Origin of the sequence: Proteus sp. ZN5 (genome assembly GCF_011046025.1) — a bacterium.
In the GTDB taxonomy this organism is placed as follows: domain Bacteria; phylum Pseudomonadota; class Gammaproteobacteria; order Enterobacterales; family Enterobacteriaceae; genus Proteus.
On the sequence record NZ_CP047639.1, the window covers coordinates 456723 to 471620 of the forward strand.

A 14898-nucleotide genomic window follows, 5' to 3' on the forward strand; every position below is an offset into this window, starting at 1 on the left:
AGGTGTTTTAGCTTTCTTATAAGTTATATATTAGAAATATAATCATTAATAAAATAAAAAAGCCTATCTCATTCATTATATTTTATTTATTTCCTCAGAAATTATTTTTATAAATATATCACGATCTTTATTCTGAATATTATTATTCCAAATAACACCTATTTCCCATTGTGTATACAAACCAGACAGTGGCAATAAAGTGACTTTTTGTTTATCACAAATAAGTTCTGCACTTTTAGGTACCAATGCCATTCCTAATCCTGCGGCAACTAATGCTAGCTGCGTTTGAATATCTTGCGATTGTTGTAATACACGAGATTTGATTTGATGATGTTTCAGAAAATCATGGATTTGTTGATACAGTTTTTTTCCTTTTTCAGGAGACAACTGAATAAGCCCAAGCGTATTAAAGTAGTGTAGTGGATCACCATCAGCCTCTAGCACCATAATAGTTTGCGTGGGAATGGCTAACATCAATCGCTCTTGCACTAACGAAATACTTTTTAGTGGCTCTGTAACCGGTAAACGTGAAAACGCCAGATCAAGCTCACCTAAAAGTAATTTATCTTCCATTGTGTTAGAAGGCATATCATCAATATGAACGGTAATATCAGGATGAACATGATTAAATTTTGCCAATAATGGGGTAATAAAATTTAATGAGGACAAACCAAATCCTGCATAGAGCTCCACTTTTTGGGGTTCACTTAATTGACGGGCTTGTTTTTCTAGGACACGAGTTTCTCTTAAAACTGTCTGAGACTGGTTGAGTAAGTACTGCCCTTCTAGAGTTAATTTTGCGCCGTGTCGCCCACGCTCAAAAAGAGTGACACCTAACTGAGATTCTAATGTTTTTATCTGTTTAGTGAGTGCGGGCTGGCTAATACAAAGCCTTGATGAAGCTTCACCAAAATGTTCTGTTTCAGCTAAAACAACAAAAGCATTCAATAAACGAGTATCCATGATTAATTATTAATCCTATCTTATTTTTCCTTTTATTATTCTAACATAGAATAAATAAATAAAATTAATAACTAATATCAATACATTGATAAGCAAAGAAAATAGATTAATTTGAGATTATTCTTTAGCCAACACAAAAACAGCTCACAAAATGAAAGCTGTTTTTTATTGAATTACGCTTTACCAAATCGAACTGAAATAGGATCTTGTTCATTTCCTAATTTTGTCGTTAATATCGAATAAAGCTCAGGTTTTCGCCCTGTTAGCCAACGTCTTCCTGTTGAATTTTCTAATAATGAGAGGTCAAGATCCGCAATCACCATATCATCATCAATCGCTTTACTCTCTTTTATTACTCGTCCATAAGGGTCAATGATCATTGCATTCCCTGTACGAATTTCTTCCTCATCACGACCTACACCATTACTAAATAGTACAAACATACCGTTATCATGCGCCCTTGCAGGTAGCCAACGCATTAACCAGCCTCTCCCATACTCACCTTGAAATGCCTCTTGTAATGATTGGGGATCTTGATGTCGATTTTCCCAAAGTGTCATAGGGATTGGCTTCATACTATGTGGACTACGTGAATTTGTCCCACCTGTTTGATGAGGGGCGAGTAAAATATCAGCACCTAATAATGCATTAGCGCGTGCATTTTCTACCAAGTTATTATCCCAACAAATTAATACTCCCATTTTAACGCCCCAAGGGGTTTCAAATACGGTATATTGCTCACCACTTTTGATGATCGGATGTTCAAAGGCATGTAATTTTCGATGCTTATGCAAAGTGCCATCTGGCATACAAACAACCCACGTATTATAGAGTGTATTGTCTTCTGCTTGCTCAATAAGTCCGACACCTATCGCCATTTGATGCGCTATCGCTTTTTGTTTGATTAACGCTAAAGACTCACTATCAGAAACACGTTCACTTAATGCATAGACCGCATGTTCTGGCAATTGAGGAACGTGCCAATATCCAGTAATACACATTTCAGGAAGCACTAATACATTCACCTGCTGACTGGCTGCACTATCTATAAATTGATGAATTTTCGCTAAATTATAAACTTTGTCGCTTGCTTTATGCTGAAACTGCACAGTAGCAACGCGTAATGTTTTAGATGTGTTCATACGTTTTTACCTGTTAAGCCCTGTATTTCTCTCAATATAAAAACGTATTTATTGCTTAAAAGATAATCACTTATTCTCTATTTTTGATAACCATTTGGAATGAAACAGGATGACAGCAAGAAATAACAGGGTTCTACACCTCTGTTTCACGGAACAATTACCTTATTTTTTGGCATCATAATGGCAATAAAGGAGTATTTATGTCTGCTAAGTCCCTATTTATAATTCTTTCATTGTTAGGATTATCTGTTTCCTGTTTGGCGGGAGATGGCTTAGTGGATAGAACATGGCCAGCGTCTGGATTAGATACACAAAACTATCGACAAGCATTAAGACAACCAACGGCAAGTTCTCGATATACTCTTTTTAATATCACACCAGATATGCCTGTGCCGGGTGGTGCAAGCCATTCTGATCCTCAAGGTATTCGTTATATTGCAATGAAATACGGCCCTTATGGTCAACCAGAGCACTACAAAACCTACCAAATTATGTTTTCTCACTATTCAAATAGTAGTACGAAGAAAATTCGCTATTTAGGTGAGCTATATACCGTTGTCGGCGATATCTATTTGATTGATCCTTTTGCAACAACCAATGAATGGCAACGTGGCCGTAGCCAAATCGTTGAAGAGTATTATGAGATATTAGATGCTCACGGAAATAGAACCGGCAAAGGATTACGCTTTAATAATTGGGATAAACCAATTCATATAACTAAATGGTCATCAAATTAATATACTCTTAATCAACATTCCTTTTTGTTAACTCTCTCTTAATGTCGTCATTTTTTCTTTTATTAAAATAAGTACTTTGAATATTAACCTACGTTAATATTTTTTAAGTTTATATAAATAAAAAATATAAGAATATTAATAGCTGACATTATTCTCTTAATTTCTATTTAATTTAATTATTTCTTTATATAGAAATTTAATTCAAAGAAAAGTTAGTTTTTATTTCACTTATCTATTTAAAATAATCATTAGCTTATGAAAATCATAGAATATTATTTCAAACAATTTCGCACTATCGCATTACCTGATCGTGTGTATTTAAAGAACAAGTTTATACGTAACTTAGGTTATCAACCTAACTTTAAAATACCGACATCACTTAATGAAAAAATCAATGCACGTATGCTATTCGATAGAAACCCAATTTATACGCGCTTAGCCGATAAAATCAAAGTCAGAGATTATGTAATAGAGAAGATTGGCCCACACTATCTGGTTCCTATCATTAACACTTATTCTCACCCTGATGAAATCGATATCACTCTACTTCCTTCACGTTTTGTTCTCAAATGTAATCATGACAGCGGTAGTACAATCATCTGCCTTGATAAAGCCACTTTTGATTTTGAAAACGCTAAGAAAAAGCTTCAGTTTCATTTAAAACGTAATCTCTATCCTGTCACGCGCGAATGGCATTATAAAAATATCAAAGCTCAAATTCTTTGTGAAGAATATATTGATTTATTTGATACAAAAAAACCAATGATACCAACAACTTGTCGTCTTCATTGTTTTAATGGTCAACCTCATTATGCTGAAATTGATATTTCTGACACCAAAGGGAATGAGTATATTAATGTATATGATATAAATTGGCAGTTACAACCCATCACATTAGAAGATCCCAACACTCCAGAACTTGTTGAAAAACCAGCTCAATTTGAAACTATGTTGCAATTAGCCGCTAAAATGGCAAGTGACTTTAATTATTGCCGAGTTGATTTTTTAATGTCTGAAAATAGGCTTATCTTTAGCGAAATGACCTTTACTCCAAATGCAGGACGTATCCCCATCAAACCAAAAGAGTGGGATTACAAATTAGGTGCTTTGTGGTCATAATCCGCTGACTACGTTTACTAATAAGTTAATTAACTATGAAAAATATCGTAATTACACATTTTCAGTCTCGTACTGATCTACTCGAAAAAGCAGAAAAAATGATAGCTGCTCATTGGCCAGATTTTATGATGGGAACATCGGTTAATGAAAGCTATTGGGATCGCTTATATGCACCACCTTTTTCACATTATCAATTTCTCGCAGTATTAAAAGAAAATGATCAAGAAGAAGTCGTTGGTGTAATAAACGCTGTTGCTTTACCTTGGGAACATAATAATTTTGATGCACTTCCTGATAATGGCTGGGATTGTGTATTTGAGTTAGGTATGCAAGCAGATGAAAAACAGCTCCCATGCCAACTTATTTCTGCGTTATCAGTAACTGTTGATAGCCGTTATCGCGGCCAAGGCATTCCTCTGCATTTAATTAATGCCTTAAAAGCCTACGCAAGAAAACAAGGCTATCTTGGTGTTGTGGTTCCCGTTCGACCAACATTAAAACACCGCTATCCTCTGCACTCTTTTGAAGAATATTGCCAGTGGCAGAATAATAATAATGAACCATTTGATCCTTGGATACGTACACATTGGCGATTAGGTGCAACAATTATCAAAATAGCCCCACAGTCTATGAAAATCGAAGCCCCGAAAGAAACATGGGAACAATGGACTTCGCTACAATTTCCAATGAGTGGTGATTATGCCATTCCTATGGGGCTTGCACCGGTTAGTATTGATATTCAACACCAATCTGGTACTTATCTTGAACCCAATCTTTGGATGTTCCACGATATTAATTAATCAATCAGTCGTTGTGGATGAGTAAACACCGTTGCTCTTCCGCGACGGCAGAAACCCACCAGCGTAACATTATATTTATTAGCCACTTCAACGGCTAAAGAGGTTGCCGCAGAAACAGCAAAGAGAATTTCTGCGCCACACATTGCGGCTTTTTGTACCATTTCATAACTAGCACGACTAGAGACTAATACTGCACCTTGATCCCACTTTTCTTGTGCTTTCATACCTAAAAGCTTATCAAGTGCGACATGGCGACCAACATCTTCACATCCCCCTTGCATTTCACCTTCTGGCGACAACCAAACAGCAGCATGAGTACAACCCGTTAGCTCACCAATTTCTTGAACTGTTGTCATCTGCTCTAACGCTTTATCAAGATTCGAAAGTGAAAATGTTTGTGTAAAAGGTAACGGCGTAATTGGTCGGAAAATCTCTTCTAGTTGTTCCGTTCCACAAATACCACAACCAGTACGGCCAGTCATATTGCGGCGACGCTCTTTTAATCCCATAAAACGTCGGCTTGATAATTCAACCTGAACTTCAATGCCTCCATTACAACTTTCTACAATTTCGATACTGCGAATTTCATTGGAAGATTCTATAATGCCTTCGGATAAAGAAAATCCGACAGCGAACAACTCTAAATTTTTAGGGCTTGCCATCATAACAACGTGAGAAATCCCGTTGTACACTAATGCAACAGGAACTTCGAGTGCAATATAATCGTCTTCTTGTCTGTTAAGCGATCCTTTGTGTTGCACAATTGTTTGATCTACGCCAATGATTACACGTTTAGTTAACAATTTTGTCGATTTTGTTTCATCCATAAGATGAATTCCTAAATTTATTAATACATAATAACAATACGGGTAAAACGATTTTACACTACCTATCAGGCAATGAACCTGATCCTATTAAGGATAATAGGAATAAAAAAACAATCAGCTCAATTTTCGAGAAGAAAATCAGAGTCAGTAAAAGCAATGTATGATGAGGAGAGACCCCATGCAGGTCAGCAGAAGACAGTTCTTTAAGATCTGTGCTGGCGGTATGGCAGGTACTACAGCGGCAGCGCTTGGTTTTGCACCAGCAGTTGCGCTAGCAGGCTCGCGTCAGTATAAATTACTAAGAGCCCGCGAAACCCGTAATACCTGTACGTACTGTTCTGTCGGTTGTGGACTATTAATGTATAGTCTGGGCGATGGCGCGAAAAACGCAAAAGAAACGATATTCCATATTGAAGGTGACTCAGACCACCCAGTAAACCGTGGTGCATTATGCCCTAAAGGTGCTGGCCTTGTGGATTTCATCCACAGCGAAGGTCGTTTAAAACACCCTGAATACCGTGCACCCGGCTCGGATAAATGGGTAAAACTCTCATGGGAAGAAACGTTTGATCGTATTGCGCGCTTAATCAAAAAAGACCGCGATGCCAACTTCCAGAAATTCAATAAAGAAGGTGTAGAAGTCAACCGTTGGTTAACAACCGGTATGCTTTGCGCCTCCGCAGCAAGCAATGAAACTGGGTTTTTAACTCAGAAATTCTCAAGAGCTCTTGGGATGCTAGCTGTCGATAACCAAGCGCGTGTCTGACACGGACCAACGGTAGCAAGTCTTGCTCCAACATTTGGTCGCGGTGCGATGACCAACCACTGGGTTGATATGAAAAACGCCAACCTTATCGTCGTTATGGGCGGTAATGCGGCAGAAGCACACCCTGTGGGATTCCGCTGGGCGATGGAAGCTAAAATCCATAATAACGCCAAGTTAATTGTTATTGATCCTCGCTTCACCCGTACTGCGGCTGTTGCGGATTTCTATACGCCTATCCGTTCTGGTACTGATATTACGTTCTTATCGGGCGTTATCTTATATCTGCTCGAAAATAAGAAATATCAAAAAGAATACGTTGAGGCTTATACCAATGCTAGCTTGATTGTCCGTGAAGATTATCATTTTGATGATGGTTTATTCAGCGGATATGATGCAGAAAAACGTAAATACGATAAAACCACTTGGAACTACGAGATGGATGAAAATGGTTTCGCAAAACGCGACACCACATTACAACATCCTCGTTGTGTCTGGAATCTGTTAAAACAACACGTTAGCCGTTACACGCCTGATGTGGTTACTCAGATTTGTGGTACACCAAAAGACGATTTCTTAAAAGTCTGTGAATATATTGCTGAAACAGCAGCGAAAGATAAAACAGCTTCTTTCCTGTATGCATTAGGCTGGACTCAACATACCGTTGGTGCTCAAAACATCCGTACTATGGCGATGATCCAATTACTGTTAGGTAATATGGGTATGGCTGGTGGCGGTGTTAACGCACTACGTGGTCACTCCAATATTCAAGGCTTAACTGACCTCGGTCTATTATCTCAAAGCTTACCGGGCTATATGACTCTGCCTTCTGAAAAGCAGACTTCATTAGAAACCTACTTAGCTGCGAATACGCCAAAAGCAACAGTACCGGGACAAGTTAACTACTGGGGCAATTATCCTAAATTCTTCGTCAGTATGATGAAGACATTCTATGGTGATAATGCTCAACGTGATAATGATTGGGGCTTCTCACTGTTACCTAAGTGGGACAAACCTTACGACGTTCTACAATACTTCGACATGATGGATAAAGGTGAAGTCAACGGCTATATCTGCCAAGGCTTTAACCCAGTCGCATCATTCCCGAATAAGAACAAAGTTGTTCGTTCATTATCAAAACTGAAATTCCTTATCACAATGGATCCGCTAAACACTGAAACTTCATGTTTCTGGCAGAACCACGGTGAAGAGAACGACGTTAAAACAGCAGATATCCAGACAGAAGTCTTCCGTCTGCCTACAACCTGTTTCGCAGAAGAAGACGGTTCTATCGTTAACTCTGGTCGCTGGTTACAGTGGCACTGGAAAGGTGGTGATGCCCCTGGTATTGCTATCCCTGATGCTGAGATTTTATCAGGTATTTTCCATCGTTTACGCCAACTCTATAGAGAAGAAGGCGGCGCGATGCCAGAGCAGGTGTTGAATATGACTTGGGATTACTTTGATCCTGATAATCCAACATCGGCAGAAGTTGCACAAGAAAGTAATGGTAGAGCATTGGTCGATTTAAAAGATGCTGATGGCAATATCATTCTGAAAAAAGGTCAACTGCTTAGCTCGTTCGCACAGTTACGTGATGATGGTACAACAGCAAGTGGCTGTTGGATCTTCGCCGGTAGCTGGACAGAGAAAGGCAACCAAATGGCTAACCGTGATAACTCCGATCCATCAGGATTGGGTAATACATTAGGTTGGGCATGGGCATGGCCTCTTAACCGCCGCATTATTTATAACCGCGCATCGGCAGACCCACAAGGTCAACCATGGGATCCTAAACGTAAGTTAATCGAATGGGATGGCAGCAAATGGACAGGTATTGATGTACCTGACTATAGCAACGCTGCACCAGGTTCTGATGTTGGTCCATTTATTATGCAGCCGGAAGGTATGGGACGTCTGTTTGCTATTGATAAGATGGCAGAAGGCCCATTCCCTGAACACTATGAGCCAATTGAAACACCATTGGGTACTAACCCACTGCATCCAAATGTGGTTTCAAACCCAGCAGCGCGTATCTTTAAAGATGACTGGAAAGATATGGGTAAAGCAGAAGATTTCCCATATGTCGGTACAACTTATCGTCTGACAGAACATTTCCACTTCTGGACTAAACACGCGCGCTTAAATGCGATTATTCAGCCACAACAATTTATTGAAATTGGTGAGCGTTTAGCCGCAGAAAAAGGCATTGTTCAAGGCGATACCGTTAAAGTCAGCTCAAAACGTGGTTATATCAAAGCAAAAGCGGTGGTCACTAAACGTATTAGAACTCTTGATGTTGATGGGCGCAAAGTGGATACCATTGGTATTCCTATTCACTGGGGCTTTGAAGGAGTTGCTGTTAAAGGCTTTATTGCCAATACGTTAACGCCATTCGTTGGTGATGCGAATACACAAACGCCTGAGTTTAAAGCGTTCCTTGTTAATGTGGAAAAGGTGTAAGGAGATAAATTATGTCACTGCAATCCCAAGACATTATTCGTCGCTCTGCTACCAATTCCCTTACTCCCGCGCCTCAGGTGCGGGATTACAAGGAAGAAGTGGCAAAACTTATCGACGTAACGACTTGTATCGGCTGTAAAGCCTGTCAGGTTGCTTGTTCTGAATGGAACGATATTCGCGATAAAATTGGCACTAACGTCGGTGTTTACGATAACCCAACAGACCTAACAGCAAAATCATGGACAGTAATGCGTTTCTCTGAAGTTGAAGAGAACGGCAAGCTGGAATGGTTAATTCGTAAAGATGGTTGTATGCACTGTGCTGATCCAGGGTGTTTAAAAGCCTGTCCAGCAGAAGGTGCAATCATTCAATACGCTAATGGTATTGTTGATTTCCAATCAGAACATTGTATTGGTTGTGGTTATTGTATTGCGGGTTGTCCTTTCGACGTGCCTCGCATTAATGAAGAAGATAACCGTGCTTACAAATGTACGTTATGTGTTGACCGTGTCGAGGTAGGCCAAGAGCCTGCATGTGTGAAAACTTGCCCAACAGGCGCGATTCATTTTGGTTCGAAAGAAGCCATGATCAATCTTGCTAATGAGCGTGTTTCTGAACTGCAAACTCGTGGTTATGACAATGCAGGTCTTTACGATCCACAAGGTGTGGGTGGTACACACGTAATGTATGTTCTCCATCATGCTGACAAACCAAATCTGTACCATGGTTTACCAGAAAACCCAGAAATTAGCTCTACGGTTAAATTCTGGAAAGGTATCTGGAAACCATTGGCTGCTGTTGGTTTTGCCGCAACCTTCGCGGGTGCTATTTTCCACTATTTAGGTGTCGGTCCAAACCGTACAACTGAAGAAGATGAAGAAGAAGCACTAAAAGAGATGGAAGCATCTTCTAAAACACAGACCTCTGTGAATAAGGAGGAGCAGAAATGATGAAGAAGAAAGGCGATAAAATTCTTCGCCACACCGCTTCTGAGCGTATTAACCATTGGTTAGTAGTGATTGTATTCCTATTCACTGCTGTCAGCGGATTGGGTTTCTTCTTCCCATCTCTGAACTGGTTCATGAATATTTTAGGAACACCAGAACTGTCGCGTCTGTTACACCCATTCGTGGGTAGCGTGATGGCACTCCTCTTTCTCTTTATGTTCTTCAGATATCTGAAGCACAACTTTATCGATAAAGATGACTTAGTCTGGGCTAAAAATATTCATAAAGTACTGCAAAATGAAGAAGCTGGCGATATTGGTCACTACAACCTTGGTCAAAAAGGGATCTACTGGACATTAAGTATCAGCCTGATCTTACTGACAGTCAGTGGTGTTATCATTTGGCGTCCTTATTTCGCAGAATATTTCTCGATCCCAGTAATTAGAATTGCCTTACTCGTTCACTCATTATCAGCTATCTTGCTGATAATCACTGTATTTGTTCACGCTTATGCAGCATTCTGGGTGAAAGGTTCAATTCGTAGCATGATTGAAGGCTGGGTAACGCGTGGTTGGGCTAAAAAGCACCACCCTCGTTGGTATCGTGAAATTCTCGAAGAAGAGAAAAAAGAAGCCGAAAAGCAGTCACAGAAATAATGCTCTAAAGTGTATTTCTGAACAAACGGAGGCTCGAACAGCCTCCGTTTTTTATTCAATTTACGCCCGTTTTTAAGACGTAAAAAAACAATAAAATCACGCGATTATTATCCACTGTCATGGCTTCATGTTTGCTTTTGATTTATTCTGAAGCCAAACCCTGTGGGTATTCACTATAATATTTATGATAATAGGAAGATAGAACGTTATGAGTATTCGCATCGTTCCTAAAGAGCAATTAGGTAAAGAGCAATCAGAAAAAGGGATCAGTTTTATTCCACCCGTATTATTCCCTAATCTGAAAAACCTTTATCAACGTCGTGCTGAACGTTTTCAAACACTCGCAAAAGATAATCCTTTCGCAGACTACCTTGAATTTGCGGCAGAAATTGTCAAAGCTCAAGAGAAAGCACTTCATGACAATCCACTCACTATTGATCTTGCCCCACTCCTTACACAGCAAGTTGGTGTAGCACCTTTAGATAGAAAAACATTCAAACGCAGTAAACATTGGCATGCATTATTAGCCTCGATTATTGCTGAATTACGTCCAGTTGTGCCAGAAAGTGCCACTATCACTTTAGAAAATCTCTCTAAAGCTTCTGAAACTGAATTAGAAGAGATGGCAACTGCATTACTCAACGATGAATATTCAAAAGTCTCAGCAGATAAATCTGTCTTTATTTGGGCTGCATTGTCTCTTTACTGGGCACAATTAGCGGCAAATATTCCGGGTAAGGCTAAAACAGAATACGGTGAAAATCGTCAATTCTGTCCAGTTTGTAACAGTATGCCAGTGACAAGCATGGTACAAATCGGCACAACACAAGGTTTACGTTATTTACACTGTAACTTATGTGAAACACAGTGGCACGTTGTACGCATTAAGTGCACCAACTGTGAATTAACAGGCAAATTAAATTACTGGTCTTTAGACAGCGAAAATGCTCCAGTGAAAGCAGAAAGCTGTGGTGATTGCGGAAGCTATCTGAAAATTTTATATCAAGAAAAAGATGCCAATGTGGATGCTGTTGCAGATGATTTAGCGTCTATTGTTCTTGATGCAAAAATGGAAGAAGAAGGCTTTGCTCGTAGTAGTATTAATCCATTCCTGTTCCCAAATGAATAATAATTAGGTATTAGCATGACAAATGATACGCGCTCACTTTACAGCCAACTGCCGTCTATTGATAAGTTACTGCACCAAGCAGACATTCAAGCCCTTGTAGCTTCTTATGGTCAGACATTTATTGCAGAACACTTACGAAAGTTACAAGAAGAAGCGCGTATCATTATTCGTCAAGAAAACGAGTTACCACAATGGCATAACCATTGGGCGGATGAATTAACAGATCGCATTACATTACAACGAAAATCCTCGATTAAACCTGTTTTCAATTTAACAGGTACCGTTTTACACACCAATCTAGGGCGTGCATTAATGGCAGAATCCGCTATTGAAGCGGTTAGCCAAGTTATGCGCTCACCAGCAACCTTAGAGTATTCTCTTGATGGTGCTTCAAGAGGACACCGTGATCGCGCTATCGCTGACTTGTTATGTGAATTAACAGGAGCAGAAGATGCCTGTATCGTAAATAACAACGCCGCGGCTGTTTTACTGATGCTTGCAACAGTAGCACCCAATAAAGAGGTTGTTGTTTCTCGTGGTGAATTAGTTGAGATTGGCGGTGCTTTTCGTATCCCTGATGTAATGACACAAGCAGGCTGTACACTCAAAGAAGTCGGAACAACAAACCGAACTCACCTTAAAGATTATCGTAACGCCATTAATGAAAATACGGGTTTGCTAATGAAAGTTCATACTAGCAACTATTGTATTCAAGGCTTTACAGCTGAAGTGCATGGCGATGAACTTGCTGCACTTGGTAAAGAGATGAACTTACCAACCGCTATCGATTTAGGTAGTGGATCAATGACTAATTTAGCCGCCTTAGGTTTACCTTCCGAGCCAATGCCTCAAGATTATCTGCAACAAGGCATCGACCTTGTCACCTTCTCTGGCGATAAACTGTTAGGTGGCCCACAAGCGGGGATAATCCTTGGTAAAAAAGTGTGGATTGAGGCTATTCAGCGCCATCCTTTAAAGCGTGCATTACGTGTTGATAAAATGACATTAGCTGCTTTAGGCGCTACATTACGCCTTTATCAGCAACCTGAAAAAATGGCTGTTGAAATTCCGACATTACGTTTGTTAACTCGGACACAAACAGAAATTAATGATATGGCGCAACGGTTATTACCTCATTTTCAGGCATATTATGGGGATAACTACCATATCACGATATCCTCATGTGCTTCTCAAATAGGTAGTGGTTCGTTACCTATTGAAAGTTTACCGAGTGCAGCACTTACCTTTGAAGCCAAAGATGGAAAAGGTAGCCAGTTAGATGCGCTAGCTGCGCATTGGCGTAATTTAGAAAAGCCAATTATTGGTCGAATTACTGATGGTCGCCTGTGGCTTGATCTGCGCTGTCTTGAGGATGAAAATGCATTAATACAGGCACTTTTACTATGATTTTTGCGACAGCAGGCCACGTAGACCACGGAAAGACCACACTTATACAGGCCATTACTGGGGTAGATACTACCCATTTACCGGAAGAGAAAAAACGCGGCATGACCATTGATTTAGGTTATGCCTATTGGCGTCAAGATGATGGAACATCAATTGGTTTTGTGGATGTCCCTGGCCATGAGAAATTCCTTTCAAATATGCTCGCGGGTGTCGGTGGGATCTCTCATGCGCTATTAATTGTGGCTTGTGACGATGGTGTTATGGCACAAACCATCGAACATATTTCTATTTTACGTCTTGCTGGCTGTCCTCAAGTTACCGTTATTCTCACCAAAGCAGATCGCGTTACACCTGAGCGAATTGAAGAAGTTCGTTCACAAACAACCGATGTATTAGCCAATTTAGGCTGGCAGCAACCTGATATTTTTGTCACCTCAGCCCCTTCAGGCGAAGGTATTCCAGCGCTTCGTGACTACCTTGTTGAGTTGCATCTGCAAGAGCAACAACACCCTCAATGGCATAAACGTTTTCGTTTAGCGATAGACCGTGTTTTTAGCATTAAAGGGGCTGGATTAGTGGTCACTGGTACCGCGCTGGCAGGGCAAATTTCTGTTGGTGATACCTTTTGGCTGACTGGCGCAGATAAACCCGTAAGAATAAGAGCCTTACATGCACAAAATCAACCCGTAGAAAGTGCAGGAGCAGGTCATCGTATCGCAATTAACATCACGGGAGATGTCAGTAAAGAAAACGTCTCTCGAGGTGATTGGTTGCTTTCTCAAGCGCCTAACTATCAATCTCATAAGATATTGGTCAGTTTAATTGCAGATGAACCTTTAAAGCATTGGCAGCCTGTACATATTCACCACGGTACACGTCATATTACGGGACGAGTTGCCCTCTTAAATGAAGTGAACGAAACACCACAATTAGCCGAACTTATTCTTGATGAACCACTTTGGCTGGTGGATAACGATAGACTGATTTTACGTGATATTAGTGCTCAACGTACATTAGCAGCGGCAAAAGTCTTACATTTGCATTCACCACGCAGAGGTAAACGACAAACTGAATTCTTAAATTGGTTACACCAACTTGATAATGCAGACAGCGTCAGTGCTAATTTAGCGTTATGTTTACCAAAAGGTGAGCTCTCTTTAAATCAGTTTGCTTGGGCACAGCAATTAACTGAAAGTGCATTAACTCAATTATTACAAACCTTTGATCTAGCCAGCGTTGCAGGTGTTATCCTCTCTAAAGAGAATGCTGATAACGCCAAACAGAAATTACTCGATACACTTGAGGCATATCACCAACAACATAATGATCAAATGGGCGTAGGTCGTTCTCGTTTAAAACGAATGGCACTACCGACTTATCATGATGAATTGGTCTACCATTTAATTGATCAATTACGTAAAGACGGCACCATTAGCCAAAGTCGTGGTTGGCTTCATCTTCCTACTCATGGCCTTGCCTTTTCTCCAGAACAAGATGCGCTATGGCAAAATGCCAAAGTCTATTTTGAGCAATCTGAACCTTGGTGGGTACGTGATCTCGCCAATGAAATGAAAAATGATGAAAAGGTGATCCGCTCATTATTACGTAAAGCAGCGCAATTAGGTTTAATTATTCCGATTATTGCCGATCGCTACTATACACACCAAACAATAGAAAAATTCGCATCTATCATTGTGAAATACAATGAAAGTAATGGCAGTGTTACCGCAGCAGACTTCCGTGATGAATTATCCGTTGGGCGTAAATTAGCAGTACAAATTTTAGAATATTTTGATCGTACAGGCTTTACTCGCCGTAAAAAAGATCTTCATATTTTACGAGACAAAGGGTTATTCTAAATACAGTTATTAACTTAGGCTAAATACAGTTATTAACTTAGGCTAAATAAAGTTATTAACTTAGGCTAAATAAAGTTATTTAGCCT

At 39.9% G+C, this 14898-nt stretch carries 12 protein-coding genes; 9 read left to right on the forward strand and 3 right to left on the reverse strand.

All coding sequences use genetic code 11. The features are described from left to right. Positions 1-75 precede the first annotated feature (75 nt). Positions 76-963, reverse strand: a complete 888-nt coding sequence (locus GTK47_RS02255) for a LysR family transcriptional regulator (protein ID WP_165121995.1) — start codon at positions 961-963, stop codon at positions 76-78. 173 nt (positions 964-1136) lie between these two features. Then, on the reverse strand, positions 1137-2105 hold the full coding sequence (locus tag GTK47_RS02260) for a nitrilase family protein (RefSeq protein WP_165121996.1): 969 nt from the start codon (positions 2103-2105) through the stop codon (positions 1137-1139). Between the two features lie 200 nt (positions 2106-2305). Between GTK47_RS02260 and umoA the strand changes: the two genes are divergently transcribed. The 3 genes from umoA (at position 2306) to GTK47_RS02275 (ending at position 4761) form a co-directional block, all read left to right on the forward strand. Continuing rightward, the gene (gene umoA, locus GTK47_RS02265; protein ID WP_165121997.1) at positions 2306-2842 is read left to right on the forward strand and encodes a UmoA family flagellar biogenesis regulator; all 537 of its coding nucleotides are present in this window, start codon (positions 2306-2308) and stop codon (positions 2840-2842) included. A 255-nt stretch (positions 2843-3097) separates the two neighbouring features. Then, positions 3098-3961, forward strand: coding sequence for an ATP-grasp fold amidoligase family protein (locus tag GTK47_RS02270; protein ID WP_165121998.1), 864 nt, complete (start codon positions 3098-3100; stop codon positions 3959-3961). A 35-nt stretch (positions 3962-3996) separates the two neighbouring features. Then, positions 3997-4761: a GNAT family N-acetyltransferase gene (locus GTK47_RS02275; protein WP_165121999.1), complete on the forward strand. Its 765-nt coding sequence runs from the start codon at positions 3997-3999 to the stop codon at positions 4759-4761. Here the strand turns inward: GTK47_RS02275 and fdhD are convergent. After that, the gene (gene fdhD / locus GTK47_RS02280) at positions 4758-5588 is read right to left on the reverse strand and encodes a formate dehydrogenase accessory sulfurtransferase FdhD (RefSeq protein ID WP_165122000.1); all 831 of its coding nucleotides are present in this window, start codon (positions 5586-5588) and stop codon (positions 4758-4760) included. The genes GTK47_RS02275 and fdhD overlap by 4 nt on opposite strands. 178 nt (positions 5589-5766) lie before the next feature. Between fdhD and fdnG the strand changes: the two genes are divergently transcribed. The 6 genes from fdnG to selB all read left to right on the forward strand — a co-directional run bounded on the left by fdnG (position 5767) and on the right by selB (position 14812). Further along, on the forward strand, positions 5767-8814 hold the full coding sequence (gene fdnG / locus GTK47_RS02285) for a formate dehydrogenase-N subunit alpha (RefSeq protein ID WP_165122001.1): 3048 nt from the start codon (positions 5767-5769) through the stop codon (positions 8812-8814). A gap of 11 nt (positions 8815-8825) precedes the next feature. After that, positions 8826-9764 carry a formate dehydrogenase subunit beta gene (gene fdxH, locus GTK47_RS02290; RefSeq protein WP_161710693.1) on the forward strand — a complete coding sequence of 313 codons (939 nt, stop codon included), beginning with the start codon at positions 8826-8828 and terminating at the stop codon, positions 9762-9764. Beyond that, a complete protein-coding gene (gene fdoI, locus GTK47_RS02295; RefSeq protein WP_165122002.1) occupies positions 9761-10417 on the forward strand; it encodes a formate dehydrogenase cytochrome b556 subunit in 657 nt (218 codons plus the stop codon). Before fdxH ends, fdoI begins: the two co-directional genes overlap by 4 nt. Before the next feature lie 208 nt (positions 10418-10625). Next, a complete protein-coding gene (gene fdhE / locus GTK47_RS02300) occupies positions 10626-11546 on the forward strand; it encodes a formate dehydrogenase accessory protein FdhE (protein WP_165122003.1) in 921 nt (306 codons plus the stop codon). A 15-nt stretch (positions 11547-11561) separates the two neighbouring features. Next, complete coding sequence (gene selA, locus GTK47_RS02305; RefSeq protein ID WP_165122004.1) at positions 11562-12953, forward strand: L-seryl-tRNA(Sec) selenium transferase; 1392 nt, start codon at positions 11562-11564, stop codon at positions 12951-12953. After that, the gene (selB, locus tag GTK47_RS02310; RefSeq protein ID WP_165122005.1) at positions 12950-14812 is read left to right on the forward strand and encodes a selenocysteine-specific translation elongation factor; all 1863 of its coding nucleotides are present in this window, start codon (positions 12950-12952) and stop codon (positions 14810-14812) included. The genes selA and selB overlap by 4 nt, the downstream gene beginning before the upstream one ends. The last annotated feature ends 86 nt before the right edge of the window (positions 14813-14898 follow it).

Excerpts from the sequence above, each read along its gene's own strand:
- selA (WP_165122004.1), top strand. The coding sequence starts at position 11,562 with ATGACAAATGATACGCGCTCACTTTACAGCCAACTGCCGTCTATTGAT.
- GTK47_RS02275 (WP_165121999.1), top strand. The coding sequence starts at position 3,997 with ATGAAAAATATCGTAATTACACATTTTCAGTCTCGTACTGATCTACTC.
- fdxH (WP_161710693.1), top strand. The coding sequence starts at position 8,826 with ATGTCACTGCAATCCCAAGACATTATTCGTCGCTCTGCTACCAATTCC.
- fdhE (WP_165122003.1), top strand. The coding sequence starts at position 10,626 with ATGAGTATTCGCATCGTTCCTAAAGAGCAATTAGGTAAAGAGCAATCA.
- GTK47_RS02255 (WP_165121995.1), bottom strand. The coding sequence starts at position 963 with ATGGATACTCGTTTATTGAATGCTTTTGTTGTTTTAGCTGAAACAGAA.
- selB (WP_165122005.1), top strand. The coding sequence starts at position 12,950 with ATGATTTTTGCGACAGCAGGCCACGTAGACCACGGAAAGACCACACTT.
- GTK47_RS02260 (WP_165121996.1), bottom strand. The coding sequence starts at position 2,105 with ATGAACACATCTAAAACATTACGCGTTGCTACTGTGCAGTTTCAGCAT.
- umoA (WP_165121997.1), top strand. The coding sequence starts at position 2,306 with ATGTCTGCTAAGTCCCTATTTATAATTCTTTCATTGTTAGGATTATCT.
- GTK47_RS02270 (WP_165121998.1), top strand. The coding sequence starts at position 3,098 with ATGAAAATCATAGAATATTATTTCAAACAATTTCGCACTATCGCATTA.
- fdhD (WP_165122000.1), bottom strand. The coding sequence starts at position 5,588 with ATGGATGAAACAAAATCGACAAAATTGTTAACTAAACGTGTAATCATT.
- fdoI (WP_165122002.1), top strand. The coding sequence starts at position 9,761 with ATGATGAAGAAGAAAGGCGATAAAATTCTTCGCCACACCGCTTCTGAG.